This window comes from Nitrosomonas oligotropha, assembly GCF_009833085.1.
Lineage (GTDB): Bacteria > Pseudomonadota > Gammaproteobacteria > Burkholderiales > Nitrosomonadaceae > Nitrosomonas > Nitrosomonas oligotropha.
In genome coordinates this window covers 18,430-40,583 of sequence record NZ_QRBZ01000030.1, presented here as the reverse complement: position 1 = coordinate 40,583, position 22,154 = coordinate 18,430, and the positions used below count along the sequence as shown (strand labels likewise).

Here is a 22,154-nt window from a genome sequence, read left to right as displayed (position 1 = left end):
ATTATTTTTAACAACACTTTTTCGATAAGAAAATACACTTCTTCGCTTCTCTACCGTCCCTTATTCGATATTTTTAACAAATTGGGTTAGAATTTCTTACAGCTACGGGTGCGAATGGGTAATACACGCTACGAGGCTGATTATGTTTATGTATAAGCTGGATCCAATAGAGAATTCATTTTCGGAAAGAAATTGAATCGCCGATTTGCCCAGCAAATAAATGTAAGCATAAAGCACGTTGTTATTGACAGCGCAATGAAATAGATCAGCTAATCACGGTCTATTTCCATGATGCATGGCTTAATTCTTCCGTCACAATAGCATTGTCGAAATTGACAGAGTTCTATTTTCAAAGACACAATCCGCTATACTTAAAACTTATCATTACTTTATTGGTTAAATTATGAGTGAATATCTTTTTACTTCTGAGTCTGTTTCTGAAGGGCATCCTGACAAAGTTGCCGATCAGATTTCTGATGCTGTATTGGATGCAATTCTGAGTCAAGATCCTAACGCGCGGGTTGCGTGCGAAACGTTATGCAGTACCGGGTTGATTGTATTATCAGGCGAAATAACGACCCATGCATCGGTTGATTACAATATCATTGCGCGTGAAACGGTCAAGAATATCGGTTATACCAGTTCAAATATCGGCTTCGATTCGACCACATGCGCCGTATTGACCGCATTTAACAAACAATCGCCGGATATCGCCCAAGGTGTGAATCGTTCCAAAGAAGAAGAAATGGAGCAAGGAGCGGGCGATCAGGGTCTCATGTTTGGTTACGCTTGCGATGAAACACCACAATTAATGCCGATGCCTATTTTTTATGCGCATCGTTTGGTTGAACGGCAAGCCGAATTGAGAAAAAAAGGCCAATTACCTTGGTTGCGCCCCGATGCCAAATCACAAGTTTCGGTGCGTTATCTAAACGGTAAACCGCAGCAAATCGAAACGGTGGTGATTTCCACGCAGCATGATCCGGATATTTCCCATTCCGATTTAAGCGAAGCGGTTATTGAAGAAGTCATTAAACCGGTATTGCCCGCTTCGATGATCAGTAGCCGTATTCAATATTTGGTGAACCCCACCGGGCGTTTTGTGGTAGGTGGTCCGATGGGCGATTGCGGCTTGACCGGGCGCAAAATCATTGTCGATAGCTACGGTGGTGCAGCGCATCATGGCGGCGGCGCTTTTTCCGGTAAAGATCCATCCAAGGTAGATCGATCCGCGACCTATGCCGGACGTTATGTAGCTAAAAATATCGTGGCCGCAGGGATTGCCAGTAAATGCGAAGTGCAGGTTGCTTATGCCATTGGTGTTGCACGTCCTGTTTCATTGATGGTCAATACATTCGGTACGGGTAAAATTGCCGATGAAAAAATTGTTCAACTCATCGAAAAGCATTTTGATTTACGTCCTCGCGGTATCATACATGCGCTTAACCTGTTACGTCCTATCTATGCCAAAACAGCTGCTTATGGGCATTTTGGACGTGAACTTCCAGAGTTTACCTGGGAAGCTACGAATAAGGCCGCACAATTACGTGCTGATGCCGGTCTCTAAATTTTCTGTAATCTTTGCCGACATCAATAACCTTTAATTGGTTTTCCCCTATGGTGAGGAGCGCTGCAGCGGCTGGTTCCGTGAGGCTCAGCATAGGCGGGTATTTGTCACAACGGCGCTCGTTCATAAATTGAGGAGATGATTATTATGAACGCTGTGCTTAATTCCGATGGTAGTTTCTTTACCGACTATAAAGTTGCCGATATTGCATTGGCGGAATGGGGACGTAAAGAAATTGCGATCGCTGAAACGGAAATGCCGGGTTTAATGGCATTACGTAAAGAATATGCGAGCCAGAAACCACTGGCAGGCGCCAGGGTTGCCGGTTCTTTGCATATGACGATCCAAACGGCGGTGTTGATCGAGACACTGGTCGCGCTCGGTGCCGAAGTGCGCTGGGCTTCCTGCAATATTTTTTCTACTCAGGATCACGCGGCTGCTGCGATTGCTGCCAGAAATATTCCGGTATTCGCCTATAAGGGTGAATCGCTGGAAGATTACTGGGAATACGCGCACAAGATTTTTGAATGGACGGCTGCCGGTCAATCGGTCGGCGCCAACATGATTCTGGATGATGGCGGAGATGCAACATTATTGTTGATTCTGGGCACGAAAGCCGAAAAAAATCCTGCGATTATTGCGAATCCGGGCAACGAGGAAGAAACTGCATTATTTGCATCGATCAAAAAGAAATTGGCAACCGAACCCAATTGGTATTCAACCAATCTGGCTAGGATACGCGGTGTAACCGAGGAAACCACGACTGGGGTGCATCGTTTATATGAAATGCAAAAAAATGGCGAACTGCCGTTTCCCGCTTTCAACGTGAATGACTCCGTCACAAAGTCAAAGTTTGATAATTTGTACGGTTGCAGGGAATCACTGGTAGATGGCATCAAGCGTGCCACGGACGTCATGATTGCCGGAAAGATCGCTGTGGTTTGCGGATATGGCGATGTCGGCAAAGGTTGTGCGCAATCATTGCGAGGTTTGGGAGCAACTGTCTGGATCACTGAAATTGATCCGATTTGCGCGCTGCAAGCGGCGATGGAAGGGTATCGCGTAGTGACGATGGACGATGCGTGCAGTCAAGCGGATATCTTTGTTACCGCAACCGGTAATCTGCGCGTCATTACGCATGATCACATGCTGAAAATGAAGGATCAGGCGATCATTTGCAATATTGGCCACTTTGATTCGGAAATTGATATCGCATCCATTCAAAAATACCAATGGGAAAATATCAAACCGCAAGTGGATCATGTCATATTCCCGACCGGACGCCGCATTATCGTTCTGGCGCAAGGCAGGTTGGTGAATCTGGGATGTGCGACCGGCCACCCATCTTTTGTGATGTCGAGCTCGTTTACCAATCAAGTATTGGCGCAGATGGAGCTATGGCAGAACGGCGCAAATTATCAGAAAAATGTTTATGTATTACCTAAACACCTGGATGAAAAAGTGGCGCGTTTGCACATCGGTAAATTGGGTGTGAAACTCACTGAATTGACCGATGAACAGGCTAACTACCTGGGATTGAGCAAAAACGGTCCATTCAAACCTGAAATGTACCGGTATTAATCGTTTTTCTTTTTTCTGGAAGAACTGGCGTAAGTGTTTGTATCCGCTTTGCTGGTTCTTCCAGTCAGAAAATACTGATTAATATTTGCGTGGCTACGACAGCAGTCGTACTAATTCCGTATCCATAGAGCTTGCAAAAATGGAATCACAAAAAAAATTTCCTCCTACGTTTAGCTTTGAACTTTTTCCACCGCAAACCCCCGAGGGTGTTGAGAAACTCCGGTTGACACGCCAGCAGCTGGCGCGATTCAATCCCAAGTTCTTTTCGGTAACCTTCGGTGCAGGCGGTTCGACGCGCGAGCGGACGCTCGAGACCGTGCTGGAAATCCAAGCGGAAGGTCATGTGGTTGCGCCGCACTTATCGTGCATCGGCTCAACGCAGCAGAACATTCGCGCCATTCTGGAAAAGTATTATGAAGCGGGAATCCGTCATATTGTCGCATTGCGCGGTGATTTGCCTTCAGGGATGGCACAAGCCGGCGAATTTCGTTACGCCAGCGAACTGGTGGCTTTTATACGGCAGGAATACGGATCTTCTTTCCATATCGAAGTGGCGGCTTACCCGGAATACCATCCGCAGGCGCGGTCTGCGCAAGCGGATTTTGACAATTTCAAACGTAAAATTGAAACAGGCGCTAGTTCGGCGATTACGCAATATTTCTATAATGCCGATGCTTACTTTCACTTTGTCGAGCTATGCGAGTCAGCCGGTTTGAATATTCCTGTTGTTCCCGGCATCATGCCGATCAATAAATTCTCGCAACTGGTGAGATTCTCGGACACCTGCGGCGCTGAAATTCCGCGCTGGATCCGTAAAAAACTCGAGAGCTATGGAGATGACAGCGAATCGATTCAAGCTTTTGGATTGGATGTTGTCACCGGCTTATGTGAACAGTTATTGCAAGCCGGTGCGCCGGGATTGCATTTTTATACGTTGAACTCCGCCAACTTGACATCCGCTATTTGGCAACGCCTTAATCTTCACGCGCACTAACAATCAACCCGTAGCAGTGCTTTGTTTTATCAGCTATTCCGCATTAGTAGAACAGCATATCCACGAAATCTCCCGATGCGGATTCATGGCGGAAAAGCCGCGAAACCGGAATGATCTTTTTCCTGATTCCCTCAGCCAGTATATAATGCGCATCAATATTCTGATTAAAATAAAAAAGCATGAGGTTTTGAAATGACAAAGAAGAAAGCTGCTTCTGATAAGACTACTGAGGAGTTAGCGGTTGCAGATAAGACAGGTCCGGATGTTTCAATCATGGAAGCCTGTATCGCGCATGCCAAAGAAGTCAAGGCTACGCAACTTGAGCTTATTAAGAGCAAGGGTTATGACTTTGCGCCTGAATTCAAAGACATGACCATTCAACTGTATTTGTTTGGTGTCATGTGGAAGTTCGCGGAAAACTTGGGAAGCGCTGACGATGCGCGTGAATTGGCGTTCGCGGCTTTGGCGGAATTTTTCGTGCAAGAGCGCATGCCCAAGCAGAAAATCGCCAAGCGTATTGAGTTTCTCAGGAAAATGTCCAAGATTGAAGAAGATCACAATGCATTGGCGGTCGCCATCGGTTATGAATCTGAGCCCGGTGATAACAGTCTGGCGGAAGTATTCGATCATTACGTGGATGATACGCAAGTATCCGGCGCGTTCTGGCGCTTGTATGACCGCGGTAGAAAAATCATGCTGTATGGCGGCTTATTGATAGCTTTCTTAGTGATCTGGTTTGTTACCTTATTTATGCCGGGAAATACCACAATTGCGATACTTGCGTCCGGCCTTATTGCTGCGGCGCTGTTTGTCATTCCGGTATTTTTGATCGGTATTTTCATCTATCGCACAAAGATCAAAAAAGCAAAACAAGCGAGTTAGCACTACTCGCGGAATCAAGGTGTTCTAATTGTTCGGTATATAGCAAATTCACGTGGATTGATCAACCGGCTGCTGGTGTAAAAATGAGTGCTCAGATTATCGATGGTAAGAAATTGGCCGAATTGGTGCGGACTGAATGGAGCGCGCGTGCGGAAAAGCTGACTCAATCAGGTGTCAAGCCAGGGTTGGCAGTCATTATCGTTGGCGATAATGCGGCATCCAGTCTCTATGTCAGGAATAAAGTCAAAGCGTGCAGCGAAATCGGTATTTATTCCGAAGTGCATAACTTTCCGCAGCATGCCCATCAAGATGAAGTATTGCAGTGTATTCAAGCGCTCAATCAGAATCCGCACATCCATGGTATTCTGGTTCAACTGCCGTTGCCGGCGCATTTTGAGAATAACCGCGTCATCGCATCCATCGCCGTTGAAAAAGATGTCGATGGTTTTCATCTGTATAACGTCGGCGCATTGGTTACCGGTAATACCATTTTTTCTCCTTGTACACCGTACGGCGTGATGGTAATGCTGGAAAGAAACCGGATTCCGATTGAAGGACAGCATGCGGTCGTGATCGGGCGCAGTAACATTGTAGGTAAGCCAATGGCGTTCATGTTGCTGGAGCAAGGCGCTACGGTGACCATCTGCACTTCAAAAACACGTAATTTGCAGCAATTTACCAAGAATGCGGATATTCTGGTTGTGGCGACCGGAAAACCGCGCATGGTTACTGCGGAGATGGTAAAGCCCGGTGCTGTTGTCATTGATGTCGGTATCAACCGATTGCCGGATGGGAAGCTCTGCGGTGATGTCGATTACGACACCGTCAAGGAAGTAGCGGGTTTTATTACACCCGTTCCGGGAGGTGTCGGGCCTATGACCATCACCATGCTGCTATGTAATACCATACTGGCGGCGGAACGGACCCAGGCCGGTCTTAAAATCGGGTAAGCAAGTTAAAAAACTTAAATGAGCGTGCATGCACATGGAACAGCAACCGGACATTGATCCGCAGGAAACACAGGAATGGCTGGATGCGCTGGATTCCGTCATCGCAAATGCCGGTGGTGAACGTGCTCATTTTCTGCTGGAAAAACTGATCGAAAAGGCGCGCCGTTCCGGGGCTTACTTGCCTTATAGCGCAAAGACTGCATATATCAACACCATACCGCCTGGTAAAGAAGAGCATTTGCCGGGCAATACAGCAATTGAACACCGGATTCGCTCGTATGTCCGCTGGAATGCGATGGCGATGGTGTTGCGCGCCAACAAAAATACCAATGTCGGCGGACACATCGCCAGTTTTGCCTCGGCCGCGACGCTTTACGACGTGGGTTACAATCATTTCTGGCATGCGCCGTGTGAAACGCACGGCGGCGATTTGGTTTACGTGCAGGGGCACTCTTCCCCTGGTGCTTATGCCTATGCGTTTTTATCCGGCGAATTAAGCCAGGAGCAACTGGATAATTTCCGCCAGGAAACCGGTGGAAATGGTTTGTCTTCGTATCCGCATCCATGGCTGATGCCTGATTTCTGGCAGTTTCCCACCGTTTCCATGGGGCTTGGACCGTTAATGGCGATTTATCAGGCGCGCTTCATGAAATACCTGGGCAGTCGCGGGTTGGTCAATACCGACGGCCGTAAAATCTGGGCTTTCATGGGCGACGGCGAGATGGATGAACCTGAGTCGCTCGGCGCTATTCCATTGGCATCGCGCGAGAAATTGGATAATTTGATTTTTGTCGTCAATTGCAATCTGCAACGTCTGGATGGGCCGGTGCGCGGTAACGGCAAAGTCATCCAGGAACTGGAAGGCGCTTTTCGCGGCGCCGGTTGGAATGTCATCAAGGTGATCTGGGGGTCGTATTGGGATCCATTATTAGCTAAAGATACCAAGGGTTTATTGCAAAAACGCATGATGGAGTGCGTCGATGGCGAATACCAGAACTTCAAGGCCAGAGACGGTGCGTATGTGCGTGAGCACTTCTTCGGCAAATACCCGGAATTGCTGGAAATGGTCGCCAATATGTCGGACGACGATATCTGGCGGTTGAATCGTGGCGGGCATGATCCTTATAAAGTCTACGCGGCGTATGCGGCTGCGGCCAAACATACCGGGCAACCGACCGTCATTCTGGCCAAAACGATCAAAGGGTATGGCATGGGCGAAGCCGGTGAGGCGCAGAATATTACCCATCAACAGAAAAAAATGGGAACGACTTCGTTAAAAGCGTTCCGCAATCGTTTTGGTTTGGATATTCCCGACGACAAGATCGACGAAATCCCTTATTTGACGTTTGCCGAGGATTCGCCGGAATTCATCTATATGCGCGAGCGGCGCAAGGCGTTGGGCGGCACTTTTCACCGCCGTAAAACGCGCGCGGAAGCATTGCAGGTGCCACCGTTGTCCGCTTTTCAAGCGCTGTTGAAGGCCAGCGGCGAAGGGCACGAATCGTCGACCACGATGGCGTTTGTGCGCATCTTGAATATTCTGGTGAAAGACAAGCAAATCGGCCGGCATATCGTACCGATTGTCGCGGATGAATCGCGTACGTTTGGCATGGAGGGAATGTTCCGGCAATTGGGTATCTGGTCTTCGAGCGGTCAATTGTATACACCGCAGGATGCGGATCAGCTGATGTATTACAAGGAAGACAAGCATGGGCAAATTTTGCAGGAAGGTATCTGCGAAGCGGGCGCCATGTCATCCTGGATCGCCGCAGCGACAGCCTATAGCACGCATGGGATCCAAATGATCCCGTTTTTTATTTTTTATTCCATGTTCGGGTTTCAGCGTATCGGTGATTTGGCGTGGGCCGCCGGTGACATGCGTTGCCGCGGTTTTTTACTGGGCGGAACGGCAGGGCGTACGACATTGAATGGCGAGGGGTTACAGCACGAGGACGGGCACAGTCATGTCGTTGCTTCGACGATTCCCAACTGTGTAGCGTACGATCCGGCATTTGCGTATGAGCTAGCTGTGATTATCCAGGATGGACTGCGCCGGATGTATCAGGAACAGGAAGATATCTATTATTACATCACGGTGATGAATGAAAACTACACTCACCCCGAGATGCCGGCCGGTGCCGAAAAAGACATTTTAAAAGGCATGTATTTATTCAGTGCAGCGGATGCGAATGCTGAAACGCTGCGTGTGCAATTGCTCGGCGCCGGGACAATCCTGCGCGAAGTGATTGCCGCTGCGGAAATACTGAAACAAGACTATGCCGTGCACGCCGATGTCTGGAGTGTGACCAGTTTCAATGAATTAAGACGCGAGGCCCTGGCTGTCACCCGCTGGAATATGCTGCATCCGCAACAACCGGCAAAAGAATCGCACGTGGAAAATTGTCTTAACGGCAGAAAAGGCCCCGTAGTGGCCGCGACGGATTATATGAAAATCTATGCGGATCAGATTCGTGAATTTGTGCCGGGCAGGTATCGCGTGTTAGGAACCGATGGTTTCGGCCGCTCGGATACGCGCCAGAAACTGCGCCATTTCTTTGAAGTGGACCGGTTCTATATTACCGTGGCGGCACTCAAGGCATTATCGGAAGAAGGAAAAATCACCCAGCAGCAAGTCACTCAAGCCATTGAGAAGTATGGTATCGATCCGGAAAAATCCAATCCGGCGACCAGCTAGACCGGTGATGGATCAACAACAATGAATGTGCGTCATTGCATTCTCCCATTCGAAGGTGTGTGAGGAAAGCGTGTGGCTGAATTAAAAAAAGTGCTCATTCCGGATATCGGCGACTTTAAAGAAGTGCCGGTTATCGAAGTGCTGGTTAAAGCGGGCGATAGGGTAAAGGCCGAAGATTCCCTGATCACGCTCGAATCCGACAAAGCGACGATTGAAATTCCAGCGCCTTATCCCGGTTTGGTGAAGGAAATATTGGTCAAAGCGGGTGACAAGGTATCGCAAGGCAGCACCGTGTTGACCCTGGAAGTTTCCGATGACAATCGAGCGGAAACACACTTTGATGTTGCTGAGACTGCCTCAGTTCAAAAGGAAATCGCACCGCAGCCGCAACACGACGCCAAACCGGTTGTAAACCAGCCACCGCAGAACCTGCCGCAAATCGTATCCACAGTGAGCAATGCTCCATCCAAAGCGCATGCCAGTCCGTCGATCCGCCGCTTTGCACGGGAACTCGGCGTCAATCTCGATTTGATTACCGGCAGCGGCCCCAAACACCGCATTCTCAAAGAGGATGTGCAGGCGTATGTAAAAGCCGAATTGTCAAAATCCCGTGGCGCCGGAACGGGTGCGGCATTGAATCTGCTGCCTTGGCCGCAGGTGAATTTTGCCAAGTTTGGTCCGGTTGAGCTAAAACCGTTAACGCGTATTAAACAAATTTCCGGCGCGAATTTACACCGCAACTGGGTGATGATTCCGCACGTGACGCAGTTTGACGAAGCGGATATCACCGATTTAGAAGCATTGCGGAAAGAATCCAACGATAGCGGTAAAGAAAATAGAGTCAAACTGACCTTACTGGCTTTCTTGATGAAAGCGTTAATCGCGCCTTTGAAGAAATTTCCCGAATTCAACGCGTCACTGGATAACGATAGCAATGGTGAAGCTAATCTAATCGTCAAGCATTATTACCATCTTGGCTTTGCCGTGGATACCGCCAATGGATTGGTGGTGCCGGTCATTAAGGATGTCGATCAGAAAGGAATCATCGTCATCGCCGAAGAATTGGCGAGATTGTCGGCACTGGCGCGCGATGGCAAGTTAAAACCCACTGACATGCAAGGCGCGAGCTTTACCATCTCCAGCCTGGGTGGTATTGGCGGGACAGCTTTTACACCCATCATCAATGCACCGGAAGTGGCCATTTTGGGTATTTCCAAGGCCAGTATCAAACCGGTTTATCGCGATCACCAATTTGTGCCCCGCTTAATGCTGCCTTTGTCGCTGTCCTATGACCATCGTGTCATCGATGGCGCAACGGCGGCCCGTTTCACGACGCATCTGTCGGAAGTGTTGACCGATATGCGTTTGGCGTTGCTATGATCCGTATCGTTAATTTCTTTATTCACAACCATGGCTGTTACCGATAAGTTTCCTCTGATTGGCATTTATGGCGGGACATTTGATCCTATCCATTACGGACATTTACGCGTCGCTGAAGAACTGCTGGATATCGCCGGTTTAAAGCGCATGATTTTTGTTCCTTCGGGCGCGCCCCGGTTACGTACTGCGCCCACGGCATCGAGAGGGCATCGCACAGCCATGGTGCGGCTGGCCATCCAGGATAACAACCGGTTTTCGCTCGATGAACGGGAAATCAACCGGCCCGGAGTCAGCACAACGGTGCAATCGATGCGGGAATACCGGCGCGAGTTGGGAGATAACACCGCGCTTTGCTTCGTATTGGGAATCGATGCCTTTGCTAAGATTAATCAATGGTCTGAATGGCATGAGTTATTCGATTTGTGTCATTTCATCGTGGTTACCCGGCCAGGCTTTGTTGCCATCCAGGAAGATCAGAATTTGCCCGACGAGGTGCGGAAGGTGTTGTCTTCCCGCTGCGTCAACGATGTCAGCGACTTGGAATCGCAATCCTGCGGTTTTATTTATATGGCGCAAACATCGCTGCTGGAAATATCGGCTTCACAAATACGGCTGTTGATCGGCGCCGGGAAAAGCATACGCTACCTGCTGCCCGATAACGTTGCTGAGTATATTAAATTCAATCGTTTATACACTGGGAACCTATGAATTCAGAGAAACTGGTACCTGTCATTGTCGATGCTTTGGAGGAAATCAAAGCACACGATATTGATGTGCTCAATGTATCCAAAATCACTTCAATGTTTGGATATATCATTATCGCCAGTGCCGATTCGTCCCGTCAGACCAAAGCGCTGGCCCATAATGTGCAAGAAAAAGTTAAAGCCGCCGGGGGAAAGGTTTACAGCATGGAAGGGGAGCAGACCGGGGAGTGGTTGCTTGTTGATTTGGGCGATGTGATTGTGCATATCATGCTGCCCGCTGTACGCGAATATTACAATCTGAAAGCACTATGGTCTGAGCGCAATTAACGCGCTAAAGCACGATCAATCGATTTCTTCGAGTCATGAAATTTTTTATACTCGCGGTTGGAAACAAAATGCCGGATTGGGTAGAAGCAGGTTATGCCGAATATGCCAAACGCTTGCCGCATGAAATTAATGTCAACTTAATCGAGATTAAGCCGGAAAAGCGGGGTGGCGGAAAACCGGTCGAACAGCTTCTGCAAGCGGAAGCCCAACGGATTCGAGCCGTTTTACCGCCGCACTGCCACATTGTGGCTCTTGATGAACGGGGCCAGCAGTGGACAACAGTGCAATTCGCCAATGTGATCAACACATGGATGGCAGCAGGTGAAGCCATTGCATTCGTCATTGGCGGCGCCGATGGATTGCATGGTGATATCAAGCGAACCGCACATGAACTGATCGCATTGTCGAAGTTTACATTACCGCATGGTCTGGTTCGTGTGCTGCTGGCGGAACAGATCTATCGCGCCGTGTCGATTAACAAAAACCATCCTTACCATCGCGCATGAACTGGATCACGGCAATGTGAACGCGTGCTGCATGGTGATCAGGTTTTAAAATACAATGAACGAAATGATGAAATTCCGATTGAAAGCGATGGTTGACTGTAATGCTCACTGAGAACCAGATTTATCTTGCATCGAGAAGTCCCAGACGACGTGAATTGTTAAGGCAAATTGGGGTGAAGTTCAATTTATTGATGATGCGCGAAACACTAGGGCGCGCCATCGATATCGATGAACAGCCGCTGGCGGATGAAGCTCCGTCCGATTATATCTACCGGGTGGCGCGGGCCAAAGCGAATGCCGGCTGGAAGCGGATTATGCAACGCCACTTACCGGTTCTGCCGGTATTGGTGGCTGATACCATTGTGACAATTGACGGATGTATTCTCGGGAAACCAAAGAACAATGCACATGCCGAAGAAATGCTGAAAATCTTGTCAGGCCGCACGCACCAGGTTCTGACGGCGATCGGTGTCGGCGTGAAGGATGATGTGCAAATGCGGTTGTCGGCGTCAACGGTACGGTTTCGTGAAATCAGCGAACGGGAGATTCGTAGTTATTTAGCGAATAATAATGCGCTGGATAAGGCAGGCGCATATGCCATTCAAGGTATGGCGGCCGCCTTTATTGTTGAGATGTCAGGCAGTTATAGCGGTATTATGGGTTTGCCGCTCTATGAAACAGCGCAGTTGCTGGCAGAAGCCGGTATAGAAATTTTCCAATAAGATTGTTGCAGCACGATCTTAAGTCTGATTTGTTTGAGAGCTAATTGTATTGACTATGAGCAATGAGATTCTTGTTAATATCACGCCGCAAGAAACCCGGGTAGCAATCTTAGAGCAAGGAGTGACGCAGGAACTTCACATTGAACGGACAAGCGGCCGAGGCATTGTCGGGAATATCTATAACGGCCGTGTCAGCCGCGTTTTGCCGGGGATGCAATCGGCTTTTGTCGATATTGGTTTGGATCGCGCTGCTTTCTTACATGTGGCGGATATCCGTGATTCCAATCCGGAAGGCGATGCGGCCAAGCCCATTGAAAAACTGTTATACGAAGGGAACAGCATCCTGGTGCAGGTGATCAAGGACGCGATTGGCACCAAAGGCGCGCGGTTGTCCACGCAAATAAGCCTGGCGGGCCGTTTGCTGGTGTACCTGCCACAAGAATCTCATATCGGTATTTCTCAACGTATTGAAGGTGAACGCGAGTTGTTGCGCGAAAAGCTGCAGCAGATTTTACCGGCGGAAGAAAAAGGTGGATATATTATCCGCACCATGGCGGAAACTGCTGACGAGGCCGATTTGCGTGCCGATCTGGAGTATCTGCACCGCTTATGGCGCGACATTCAACAGAAGTCGGTGACGATCGCAGCGCCTGTTTTGCTTTATCAGGATCTGGATCTTAGTCACCGGGTATTGCGTGATTTTGTAGATGAAGATTCCACCCGGATTCTTGTGGATTCGCGGGAGAATTATCAACGGCTGATTCGCTTTGCACACAGTTACATGACTTACATCGCCGAACGTATCGTGCTGTATACAGGAGATCGTCCGTTATTCGATTTGTACGGTGTGGAAGAAGAAATCGAAAAGTCGTTGGCCAAACGTGTCAATCTAAAGTCCGGTGGATATTTGATCATCGATCAGACCGAAGCACTGACCACAATGGATGTCAATACTGGCGGATTTGTCGGTGTACGCAATTTTGACGACACTATTTTTAAAACCAACCTGGAAGCCGCTCAGGTCATTGCCAGACAGCTACGTCTGCGTAATCTCGGTGGCATTATCATTATCGATTTCATCGATATGGATTCCGAGGAACATAAGCAGGCTGTTCTGGCGGAATTCAACAAAGCACTATCCAAGGATCGCACGCGCATAACCGTCAATGGATTCAGTGCGCTGGGGTTGGTTGAAATGACACGCAAGCGAACCCGGGAAAGTCTTGCGCACGTGCTATGCGAAACCTGTTCGACTTGTCAGGGGCGGGGGGAAATCAGAACCGCGCAAACCATTTGTTACGAAATATTGCGTGAACTGCTGCGCGAGGCCAGACAATTTGAAGCCAATGAATTCCGTATTCTGGCATCACAGCAAGTCATCGATTTGTTCTTGGATGAAGAATCGCAAAGCTTAGCTCAACTCGGTGATTTCATTGCGAAACCGATCAGCTTGCAGGTCGAGGAATCGTATACGCAAGAGCAGTATGATGTGATACTAATGTAGCGGAGTGCGGTTTTTGCCATTACTTCGCAGTCTTGCTCCGGTATCAAAAATCGATTCAATCTGTAATTATTTCTGTATTATTATAATTTTTCAATAACTTGCAGTCTAATCCGTATATCAAGCGGATACTTAGAACGATATAAGTAAAATGTTGTGTCACTTATCTCCGTTTTACCCATAGCGATTTCTTATCACTTTTCCTACCTCGGCTTGTTGTAGCTATCCGTAAGCGGTTCAGCAGCCGATCTCTTTTTTTATATCTATTCTCTTCATTGAAAATAAGCTTTATTGGATTTTTATCGATTAGGTTTTTTAGAGTCGTCTAATTTATTGAATATGTTAAATTAAATTCAAATATAAAGCTATCTTGAGTGAATTTATGCGGAAACTAAATTAGGAAAAATCTAAAGCTTTTACTTATTTAATGTAAGTAATTTACTTAATCTAAGTAAGTTTTTTGTCTTTAAAAATACAATCCATTTGCTATTGAATTGTAATGAAATTATCTGCAACGATTGGCATTTTTTCCCATTAAATAATAATGGTTTTACTAATATACAAGGCAATCCCGGCGCGATACGATTTGCCTAAGCTTATTTTTTGAAGAATCGCTATCTCGAAAGCTGAGATAAAGAAGTTTTGTGATCTTGGAAGTATACGTTGCAGAAAAATGACGGATCGCAGGATGCCGGTTTATTTCAACGACGAAAAATTCTTCAACAAGCTGTTTGACTATGAAGATTAAATTTACTTTTAGTTGAACAAAAAGATTTTATAAAGTTTATCACTAACAGTTTACGAGAGAGGTATTTTTATGGCAACACGGTCAGATGATGAATCGATAGTCTCGCAGCAAAAGAAAGTAGAGACTGTTAAAAAAGAGGGCTCAGCTGCTTTTCAGTCGCAGTATGTTTTTCGTGATACTGCTGCGGGTTTAATCACTGGCGCAATGGCGATTCCATTAACGATTGGTATTGCAATTATGTCGAATTATCCGATCAAAGTAGGCTTGGCTACAGTAGCCTTTGCTTCCTTGATTGGATGGATAAATGCCTGGTTCAAGCCGGGCAATTTTATTGGATCACCGGGTATTGCGGCCGGGTTGGCCCCAGTGTTGGCGATGGGTGTGGCTGCTTTTGGTATTCAGAATATGGCATTCTGTATATGTATGACTGCCATTATGCAAGCCATTATTTGGAAATTTAATTGGCAACGCTATTTGCTGGTTGCGGTTCCGGTATATCTGGTTGAAGGCTTACTGGCTGGTGTCGGATTGAAGATTTTGCTGAAATTCTCGGAATTTACCTACGAGATACCTGCTGAACTGGTAACAGAAGATTTCTGGAATGAAGCACGCATTCAGATGGCGGCGATTTCAGCTGGCGGTCTTGGTCTGTTTCTACTCCTATTTGCTAAGTTTAAAGATACACAACCGGCAGTTCCGTATTTTGCGATTATCATCGGTGGTGTGATCTTGGCGCAGTTTATGACTGTCCCCATGATTTCTGTAGAAGATATTGAGCTGCAATTGAAATTGCCATTACCGAGTGAAGACACAACAGTTTTGATGCTGGCTTATATGATATTTTTCTGCGCCATGCTGGCAATCGTGGATGTGATTGAACAGGTGATGAGTAATGCGGCCATCGAGAAAATTGACCCGTTAAAACGTAAAACCAATAGTAATAATAGTTTGCTTGCAATCTGGATTGCTAATTTAGGTTCGAGTTTCTTCGGTGGTATGACGAATTTGGATGGCTTAGCTAAGAGCACGACCAATAAGCTTGCTGGCGCGATGACCAAATTCTCGGTCTTGGTTATTGGTTCCGTGGTGTGCTTCTTTACGTTCAATACGCATTACCTCGACTATTTACCGAAATTTGCTTTGGCGGCCATCATGTTGTTTACCGGTTATAAGATGATTGCCGGGTTGGTACACGTCACACATTATGGTCCTTATGCGCTGATATTGGCTTTCTTGACAGCGGGCTTGGTTTATAAAGTAGGTATTTTTGAAGGTCTGTTGGTTGCAATGGTGATCCATGGTGTAGTGCACTATCTGGTTTATACCAAACACGAGAATATGCCTGGGAAATCAGTTATCAAACGTTATTTCGATAGCCTGAGAAAAGATAATAGTAATTTGCAGTAAACATGTTGAATGTATGACTTTTTGTAAACTGTTAGTCATTCATAAGTAAATGAATCAAAGCATTACCGTAAAAACGTATTGAAATACATTAAGGAGAATTTGTCATGTTTAAAAAATTATTAGTCTCTGTAATTAAACAGTATTTTGTTTATTTGAAAAAAATGCACAGCAATAATCTGCAAGACAAATTGCCGTCGCATAATTTGTCGTAATCCGATGGTGTTTAAGAACTAAAAGTATTATTACTTGGTTAACAAACCCAGCAGGAATTCATTAAGAGAATAGTGTATGTACAAAAGAATTATGGTGGCAGTCGATGGTAGCGAGATAGCTCAGCAAGCGTTAGCGGAAGGAATCAATATTGCTAACACTTATAACGCAACTTTGTGCATTGTTCATTGCATCGGTGGTGAAAATGACACCGATAAGAACAAAGGCAATGAAATTCTTGAGAAAGCTAAATCCGACACTGATGTTTTAAGTGTCGAAACACGCCTCCTCAATGCCGAAGCTGAATATGGATTAAATGGTATCGCCGATGCTATTGCTGCCGCTGTTTATGACTGGAAAGCGGATCTGATCGTAGTGGGAACGTCCAATCGTCGTGGATTGGAACGTTTCTATGTAGGTTCCGTTGCCGAGCAGTTGGTTGCTAAAGTCGACTCTTCAATATTATTGGTACGCTCAAAATAAAACAGGAAATTAAATCTGTATGTTTATTTTGGAGTGATAGGTAGCGCGCCTAACGAGAGTCGATGAAGTAAGCGCAGAATCTTCTAAACAATTATTTTTATTACAAAGGAAATTATCATGTCAACAAAACAGATATTTACTATTGCAATTATCGCTATAGGAGCTAGCCTGCTATCGATGTTTGAACTAACCCAGTATATCTTTAACTGGATTATTACCGATGGCCAATTGGGATTAGCTTTTTTTGTCGCTTACATCGTGATCGCTTTAAAATTCGGAAAGACGGCAAGCAAAAAGAAATACGTCAATGGGTATGAAACATCTTTAAACAGAAATTAAGTTTTTTATCGTAATTTTATTTTACGGGCTTTTAACTTACATTTTGATTTAAACAATATATTTTGCCTCATCTTTAAGTATTTACAATCCCTATTTATTGTAAATGTACCGCTTAACCCAAGCACTCTTAAGAAAATATTTCTTAAGAATGTCACAATGATCCTGGAGGTCATGGGCGTGTTGAATTGGGTTCTATGTTTAAATTTCTGCAGTTATTTTTTCTTTATTATTCGATTTGAGATGTGCACTAGAAATATCTCAAAAAATGAATTGCCACCCTTCAAGAAACATCACACTTCAGCTTTGAGAAAATTGAAAGCCCCGCTGTAATCAGCGGGGTTATTTTTGAATCATGCGCGTTGATTATTTCAACTGGATTATTGGTTTTATTACTATTTCTTACTGATACAAGTGGCAGAACGGCCAAACGGAACGCTCATCGCATGATTTATTTTTAGCCGCAGGGCTCTTGAGAGAAGCAGGTATTGTCTTTGTCCAGACTTCTTCCCGGAAATGCTTCATAGCATTTGAATTATTACTGTTGCTGAGAGATCCAGCGTGTGGCGTAGCGAATCAAATCGGCGCCATCTTTCAGGTTTAATTTCGATCGGATATTAAAGCGGTGTGTGTCGATGGTTTTAATGCTGCGGCACAGCATCTGAGAAATTTCGTGACTATTATGCCCTTGTCCTATTAAGTGCAAAACTTCCAGTTCACTAGACGTCAGCGTATTAATGAGATGCTCTGGTTCAGAGCTTTTCATGACCATTCGTTTTAAAAGCTTTTTGTGCATCTGTTTGCTGAGATAAACATTGCCTTTTAAAACCTCACGGATAGCTTCAAGCAGTACTTCACCCGGTTCGTGTTTCATGACATAACCCAGGGCACCGGAACGAAGTGCGCGTTCAGCATAAACCGATTCATCATGCATGGATATAAAAAGCACCGGTAAATCCGGAACCAATGCATGGATACTCTTGATGACTTCAAGTCCCGATACCGTTTTGAGTGTTACATCCAATAAAATAATATCGATCGAATTATTTTTCTTGAGTATTTCCATTGCCTCAGCGCCATCACCCGCTTCAGCAAATACTTCCATATCCGGTTCCATATTGATGAGCATTGCAAGGCCATGCCGTAACATGGCATGATCATCAACGAGCATTACTTTTGCTTTCATTATCGACATTCTTAGTTAATTGTGTTTTTAAACGAACTTCCGTGCCGCCTTCTTTGCGGGCTAAAATTTCCATCTTCGCGCCCAATTGCTTCGCACGGTATTGCATGATTTTAATGCCCATTCCCGGCGTCGACGGATGATTGATATCAATTCCAGTAAAGCCACACCCATCATCACAGATTGATAAGCGAAGCGTTTTTTCATCCGATGTTAAGGTAATGGTTATATGCTGCGCCTTACCATGCCGGATGGCATTATTTGCAGCTTCCTGCGTAATTCGGTACAAATTGAGCGCTACGCTATTGTCATTGATTATACTAATGTTATGCCACGAGAAATTACAGTCGATATTATACGTTGTTGAGATTCTGGTGGCCAAGGTTTGTAATGCTTGAATCAAGCCATTGGCTTCCAATTCAAATGGCAGTAATCCTTGTGCAAGCTGCTTGATATGAATCACCGCAGTTTGTGTTTGTGAAGCAATCGAGGCTGCCAATGCGGTCAAATTTTCATTTCCGATCGTCGACGCGGAAATTTTCTTTTCGAGTACTCTGGCCTGATAACCAATCGCAGCGATTTGTTGTCCGACATTATCGTGTAATTCCTGTCCGATTGTATGCGCCTGCTCTTCAGCCACGGATACCAATGCTTGCTCTAATCTTCTAAGTTCAAGCCAGCTGCCTAAATCATTGGCGATGGCATTAACAAGCTTCTGTTCTTCCGGCAACCGGAATGGTTTGTTTTCAGAGTAAAAAATAATTAAATGCCCGCATTCTTTTCCATTGACACGGATTTTCGATTGCAAAGCAGATTTATTTTCATCCATTTTATGAGGGGGCTCAACGTCGGAATCGTTAGTATCTATTTTGCTAATAGACTGAAGTTGGTTGGTATGACTGGAATCCTCATGGAGAGAAGTGAAATTTTTGCCATTGATATCGATAACAGCAGTAGCAATTTCCGGATACTGCAAAGCAGGTATTAGGTATTTGAATATGCTGAAGCAAACATCTTCCAGCGAAAGCTCCATTCCCATACTACGGCGGATTTCATACAGGCATGTGATTTCTTTAAGGCGTGCGTGCAATAGCTCGTCAACTTGTTTTCGTTCAAGCCATAGCGCCAAATCACTTGTAATCGCATTAATAAGCCTTTGTTCTTCTATGACTAAGAAAGGTTTTTTTTCAGGGTAAAGAACACTTAATTGGCCATGATTCTCACCATTAATACAGATATCCGAGGTTAATTCATGTGTGGAATCCTCAGCCTGAAGCGAGGAAGAAATACGCTTTCCATCCAATTCAATCGTAATCGATGTATGTTCCGGATGCTGCATTGCGGGAATTAAAAACTTAATGATATTCTGGCAGACTGCTTCTATCGATAACTCCAATCCGATACTGCGGCGAATTTCATAAAGACACGTGATTTCTTTTAAGCGTTCCCGTAACTCACTTTCTTTGCGGCTTAATTCAATGGAAAATTGCTCAGCTGTTTCTTTGGCTTTCCGGGCTTCTCTTTCCGATTTGATAAGCTTGCGTACAAACCAGTTTAATAACAATATTTCAGCGATAATCAGTGCCGCAAGATAAATGCTGATATCTTGCAGCTTTTCAGTAACCGGTTTAAATAATTCTTCTTCATCCAGCTTGAGAATCATGTTAAGACCGATGGAATCCAAAGAAGCATAGGTTTCTATGACGGGTACCTGGCGATAATCCATGGTGGCGGCAACACCGCTTTTCCTGTAAATCGTCAGAAATTTGGATGGTACACTTTCATTCGGAAGTAGATGCTTGAATTGGACGCCATTTATCTGGCTCATCAGACATGCCACTTCATATTTTCCTTCCTCCGGTTTTGCGCACAAAACGAATTCACCGGTTTCACCGATCGATCTCATACCTATGAATCGCTTCGTGAGCTGCGGCAATATAACTTGTGTTGTGATACTGCCAATGCGGTGTTTATCTTGATCGAGCACATCATTCGTGGTGTGAAGAATGAGTTGTTTATCCCATATGAGGAATGTATCTTTGTTTAACCGGAGCGCTTCTTTACTTTTGGAGAATTCACCTACCTGTGACAGCGTTTTACCGTGCATATCGTGAACGATGGCTGCTGAGAAGCCCGCTTCGGGCAGCGAGTTAACATTTCGCATCAGATCGTGTAACGCACTGAGATTGCCTGGTTCGGCGGTGAGTTGCTGCATCGATTGAACAATAAAAGGGCGCAGCGATAGTGCGCGAGCATCCGCCAAGCCTTTTTCAATTTGAGACTCCAGCAAAAATGACTTCCCCTGCAAGGCGACAGCCAATCCTCTACCCAGCACCGACTCGATCTCCTGTCGCATGGCAGTGTATACGGTAATGCCCGTCGTCAGCGTAAGTCCCAGCAATAATAAACCACCTATAATGCTGATTTTTCGATCATCGCGCGTAAAAAACAAATCACTCTCCTTTATTGCAATTCCCGGATCTGAGATTCGATAAAGTATATTGGAAATGAAGAGATCTGATTAAAATTTCGCCGGTCAGGTTTGATGTTTTTGATAAAGTTATCGGGAATCGCAGAATAACTCGCTAAATGATCTACGGTGCCATAGGTATCCTCAATGCGTTATAATCAGCAGTCTATTCCATCGATCGATAAAATAATGCTACAAGGTATCAATCTCGCGTGTGTTCGCGGTGATCGCGAGCTTTTTAGAGATGTCAATTTTTCACTTGAGGCGGGTGGCCTGATGCAAGTGCGCGGTCCCAATGGCAGCGGTAAGACCAGTTTATTACGCATGCTGTGCGGGTTGTCCAACCCCGCCGCCGGTGAGATTCGCTGGAGCGGGACTTCGATTCGCGCGCTGGATGGCGAATATTATGGTGCAATGACTTATATCGGGCATTTAAGCGGCACGAAAGATGATTTAACGGTAATTGAGAATTTGCGTATTTCAAGCGCGTTAGCGGGTTTTGACATCGGCGTTGATCAAGCGAAAGACGCGCTCGGACATATTGGTTTACGGGGCAGGGAAGCATTGCCGGTAAAGGTATTATCGCAAGGCCAGCGGCGCCGTGTTGCATTGGCCCGTTTGCTGGTATGTAAAACCCCTTTGTGGATTCTGGATGAACCCTTGGTTGCATTGGATGTGGCAGCAGTTAAATTGATTCAGGAGCTGCTCGAACAGCATTTGCGGGAAGGCGGTATGGTGGTCATGACGACACACCAAGAGATTGATATTACAGCAACATCAACAACGCAATTGCATCTGGCCTGATATGTTTATGTGGATAATTAAACGTGATCTTTTACTGGCGGTGCGGCGTCAAGCCGATGTGCTGACTACGCTGTTTTTTTTCATTATCGTGGTGAGCCTGTTTCCACTTAGCGTCGGGCCGGAAATGAATATGCTGCGTACCATGGCGCCGGGTGTGGTATGGGTTGCGGCATTATTGGCTTCGATGTTGTCGCTGGGCCGGATGTTTTCTAATGATTATTTGGATGGCACGTTGGAGCAAATGCTGCTGTCGCCGCAGTCGCTATCGCTGTTAGTGCTGGGAAAAGCCGCTGCGCATTGGCTGGTAACCGGTGTGCCGCTGGTATTGATGGCGCCGGTTCTGGGTATTCAATATGACTTGCCGGGGGAAGCATTGCTTGTTTTAACTGCGGCTTTATTACTCGGTACCCCGGTGCTGAGTTTAATAGGCGCTATTGGCGCGGCACTGACTTTAGGGCTGCGCGGTGGTGGTGTATTGGTTTCGTTACTGGTGCTGCCACTCTATATTCCAGTGTTGATTTTTGGCGCGGGTGCGGTGGAAGCGAATATGTCCGGAATGGAATTTGATGCGCACTTGTCCTTAATTGGTGCATTTCTTTTAGTGTCTGTTGTTTTCGCACCCTGGGCAGCTGCTTCAGCCTTGCGTGTTTCACTGGAGTAGAACAAACGCTGGCAGTAGTGAAGTTGATTTAACTCGCAGAAGA

General features: G+C 46.1%; 19 protein-coding genes and 1 riboswitch. Of the genes, 17 read left to right on the top strand and 2 right to left on the bottom strand.

Annotation, left to right across the window (positions count from 1 at the left end; all coding sequences use genetic code 11):
• Positions 1–403: 403 nt before the first annotated feature.
• The 15 genes from metK (at position 404) to ABD07_RS09755 (ending at position 16,996) form a co-directional block, all read left to right on the top strand.
• On the top strand, positions 404–1,567 hold the full coding sequence (gene metK / locus ABD07_RS09825; RefSeq protein WP_160818121.1) for a methionine adenosyltransferase: 1,164 nt from the start codon (positions 404–406) through the stop codon (positions 1,565–1,567).
• A 49-nt stretch (positions 1,568–1,616) separates the two neighbouring features.
• Positions 1,617–1,695: riboswitch (S-adenosyl-L-homocysteine riboswitch) on the top strand.
• A 19-nt stretch (positions 1,696–1,714) separates the two neighbouring features.
• Entirely contained in the window at positions 1,715–3,148 is a 1,434-nt protein-coding gene (gene ahcY, locus ABD07_RS09820) for an adenosylhomocysteinase (RefSeq protein WP_108697067.1), read from the top strand.
• A gap of 139 nt (positions 3,149–3,287) precedes the next feature.
• A complete protein-coding gene (gene metF / locus ABD07_RS09815) occupies positions 3,288–4,142 on the top strand; it encodes a methylenetetrahydrofolate reductase [NAD(P)H] (RefSeq protein WP_160818120.1) in 855 nt (284 codons plus the stop codon).
• 192 nt (positions 4,143–4,334) lie between these two features.
• Positions 4,335–5,024 carry a hypothetical protein gene (locus ABD07_RS09810; RefSeq protein ID WP_160818119.1) on the top strand — a complete coding sequence of 230 codons (690 nt, stop codon included), beginning with the start codon at positions 4,335–4,337 and terminating at the stop codon, positions 5,022–5,024.
• Positions 5,025–5,107: 83 nt separating this feature from the next.
• Positions 5,108–5,974 (top strand): bifunctional methylenetetrahydrofolate dehydrogenase/methenyltetrahydrofolate cyclohydrolase FolD, encoded by an 867-nt coding sequence (gene folD / locus ABD07_RS09805; RefSeq protein WP_160818118.1) that lies wholly within the window; start codon positions 5,108–5,110, stop codon positions 5,972–5,974.
• A 34-nt stretch (positions 5,975–6,008) separates the two neighbouring features.
• Positions 6,009–8,669, top strand: a complete 2,661-nt coding sequence (gene aceE, locus ABD07_RS09800) for a pyruvate dehydrogenase (acetyl-transferring), homodimeric type (RefSeq protein WP_160818125.1) — start codon at positions 6,009–6,011, stop codon at positions 8,667–8,669.
• A gap of 72 nt (positions 8,670–8,741) precedes the next feature.
• The gene (gene aceF / locus ABD07_RS09795) at positions 8,742–10,049 is read left to right on the top strand and encodes a dihydrolipoyllysine-residue acetyltransferase (protein WP_160818117.1); all 1,308 of its coding nucleotides are present in this window, start codon (positions 8,742–8,744) and stop codon (positions 10,047–10,049) included.
• A 30-nt stretch (positions 10,050–10,079) separates the two neighbouring features.
• On the top strand, positions 10,080–10,757 hold the full coding sequence (gene nadD / locus ABD07_RS09790) for a nicotinate-nucleotide adenylyltransferase (RefSeq protein WP_160818116.1): 678 nt from the start codon (positions 10,080–10,082) through the stop codon (positions 10,755–10,757).
• Positions 10,754–11,080: a ribosome silencing factor gene (rsfS, locus tag ABD07_RS09785; protein ID WP_160818115.1), complete on the top strand. Its 327-nt coding sequence runs from the start codon at positions 10,754–10,756 to the stop codon at positions 11,078–11,080. Before nadD ends, rsfS begins: the two co-directional genes overlap by 4 nt.
• A 35-nt stretch (positions 11,081–11,115) precedes the next feature.
• Positions 11,116–11,586 carry a 23S rRNA (pseudouridine(1915)-N(3))-methyltransferase RlmH gene (gene rlmH / locus ABD07_RS09780; protein WP_160818114.1) on the top strand — a complete coding sequence of 157 codons (471 nt, stop codon included), beginning with the start codon at positions 11,116–11,118 and terminating at the stop codon, positions 11,584–11,586.
• A 101-nt stretch (positions 11,587–11,687) separates the two neighbouring features.
• Complete coding sequence (locus tag ABD07_RS09775; RefSeq protein ID WP_160818113.1) at positions 11,688–12,308, top strand: Maf family protein; 621 nt, start codon at positions 11,688–11,690, stop codon at positions 12,306–12,308.
• Positions 12,309–12,363: 55 nt separating this feature from the next.
• On the top strand, positions 12,364–13,812 hold the full coding sequence (gene rng, locus ABD07_RS09770; RefSeq protein WP_160818112.1) for a ribonuclease G: 1,449 nt from the start codon (positions 12,364–12,366) through the stop codon (positions 13,810–13,812).
• A gap of 814 nt (positions 13,813–14,626) precedes the next feature.
• On the top strand, positions 14,627–15,964 hold the full coding sequence (locus ABD07_RS09765; RefSeq protein WP_108697077.1) for a SulP family inorganic anion transporter: 1,338 nt from the start codon (positions 14,627–14,629) through the stop codon (positions 15,962–15,964).
• Between the two features lie 288 nt (positions 15,965–16,252).
• The gene (locus tag ABD07_RS09760; RefSeq protein ID WP_108697078.1) at positions 16,253–16,657 is read left to right on the top strand and encodes a universal stress protein; all 405 of its coding nucleotides are present in this window, start codon (positions 16,253–16,255) and stop codon (positions 16,655–16,657) included.
• Between the two features lie 117 nt (positions 16,658–16,774).
• The gene (locus ABD07_RS09755) at positions 16,775–16,996 is read left to right on the top strand and encodes a hypothetical protein (RefSeq protein WP_108697079.1); all 222 of its coding nucleotides are present in this window, start codon (positions 16,775–16,777) and stop codon (positions 16,994–16,996) included.
• Between the two features lie 535 nt (positions 16,997–17,531).
• Here ABD07_RS09755 and ABD07_RS09750 read toward each other — a convergent pair.
• Both ABD07_RS09750 and ABD07_RS09745 read right to left on the bottom strand, forming a co-directional pair.
• The gene (locus ABD07_RS09750; protein ID WP_108697080.1) at positions 17,532–18,188 is read right to left on the bottom strand and encodes a response regulator transcription factor; all 657 of its coding nucleotides are present in this window, start codon (positions 18,186–18,188) and stop codon (positions 17,532–17,534) included.
• Entirely contained in the window at positions 18,154–20,628 is a 2,475-nt protein-coding gene (locus tag ABD07_RS09745) for a sensor histidine kinase (RefSeq protein WP_240142507.1), read from the bottom strand. Before ABD07_RS09745 ends, ABD07_RS09750 begins: the two co-directional genes overlap by 35 nt.
• 207 nt (positions 20,629–20,835) lie before the next feature.
• Between ABD07_RS09745 and ccmA the strand changes: the two genes are divergently transcribed.
• Both ccmA and ccmB read left to right on the top strand, forming a co-directional pair.
• Positions 20,836–21,450 (top strand): cytochrome c biogenesis heme-transporting ATPase CcmA, encoded by a 615-nt coding sequence (ccmA, locus tag ABD07_RS09740; RefSeq protein ID WP_160818123.1) that lies wholly within the window; start codon positions 20,836–20,838, stop codon positions 21,448–21,450.
• 1 nt (position 21,451) lies between these two features.
• Entirely contained in the window at positions 21,452–22,111 is a 660-nt protein-coding gene (gene ccmB, locus ABD07_RS09735; protein WP_160818111.1) for a heme exporter protein CcmB, read from the top strand.
• Positions 22,112–22,154: the final 43 nt, after the last annotated feature.

Bases quoted from the DNA above. Each gene is read 5' to 3' on its own strand.
- metK (WP_160818121.1), top strand. From the start codon at position 404: ATGAGTGAATATCTTTTTACTTCTGAGTCTGTTTCTGAAGGGCATCCT.
- ahcY (WP_108697067.1), top strand. From the start codon at position 1,715: ATGAACGCTGTGCTTAATTCCGATGGTAGTTTCTTTACCGACTATAAA.
- metF (WP_160818120.1), top strand. From the start codon at position 3,288: ATGGAATCACAAAAAAAATTTCCTCCTACGTTTAGCTTTGAACTTTTT.
- ABD07_RS09810 (WP_160818119.1), top strand. From the start codon at position 4,335: ATGACAAAGAAGAAAGCTGCTTCTGATAAGACTACTGAGGAGTTAGCG.
- folD (WP_160818118.1), top strand. From the start codon at position 5,108: ATGAGTGCTCAGATTATCGATGGTAAGAAATTGGCCGAATTGGTGCGG.
- aceE (WP_160818125.1), top strand. From the start codon at position 6,009: ATGGAACAGCAACCGGACATTGATCCGCAGGAAACACAGGAATGGCTG.
- nadD (WP_160818116.1), top strand. From the start codon at position 10,080: ATGGCTGTTACCGATAAGTTTCCTCTGATTGGCATTTATGGCGGGACA.
- rsfS (WP_160818115.1), top strand. From the start codon at position 10,754: ATGAATTCAGAGAAACTGGTACCTGTCATTGTCGATGCTTTGGAGGAA.
- rlmH (WP_160818114.1), top strand. From the start codon at position 11,116: ATGAAATTTTTTATACTCGCGGTTGGAAACAAAATGCCGGATTGGGTA.
- ABD07_RS09775 (WP_160818113.1), top strand. From the start codon at position 11,688: ATGCTCACTGAGAACCAGATTTATCTTGCATCGAGAAGTCCCAGACGA.
- rng (WP_160818112.1), top strand. From the start codon at position 12,364: ATGAGCAATGAGATTCTTGTTAATATCACGCCGCAAGAAACCCGGGTA.
- ABD07_RS09765 (WP_108697077.1), top strand. From the start codon at position 14,627: ATGGCAACACGGTCAGATGATGAATCGATAGTCTCGCAGCAAAAGAAA.
- ABD07_RS09760 (WP_108697078.1), top strand. From the start codon at position 16,253: ATGTACAAAAGAATTATGGTGGCAGTCGATGGTAGCGAGATAGCTCAG.
- ABD07_RS09755 (WP_108697079.1), top strand. From the start codon at position 16,775: ATGTCAACAAAACAGATATTTACTATTGCAATTATCGCTATAGGAGCT.
- ABD07_RS09750 (WP_108697080.1), bottom strand. From the start codon at position 18,188: ATGTCGATAATGAAAGCAAAAGTAATGCTCGTTGATGATCATGCCATG.
- ccmA (WP_160818123.1), top strand. From the start codon at position 20,836: ATGCTACAAGGTATCAATCTCGCGTGTGTTCGCGGTGATCGCGAGCTT.
- ccmB (WP_160818111.1), top strand. From the start codon at position 21,452: ATGTTTATGTGGATAATTAAACGTGATCTTTTACTGGCGGTGCGGCGT.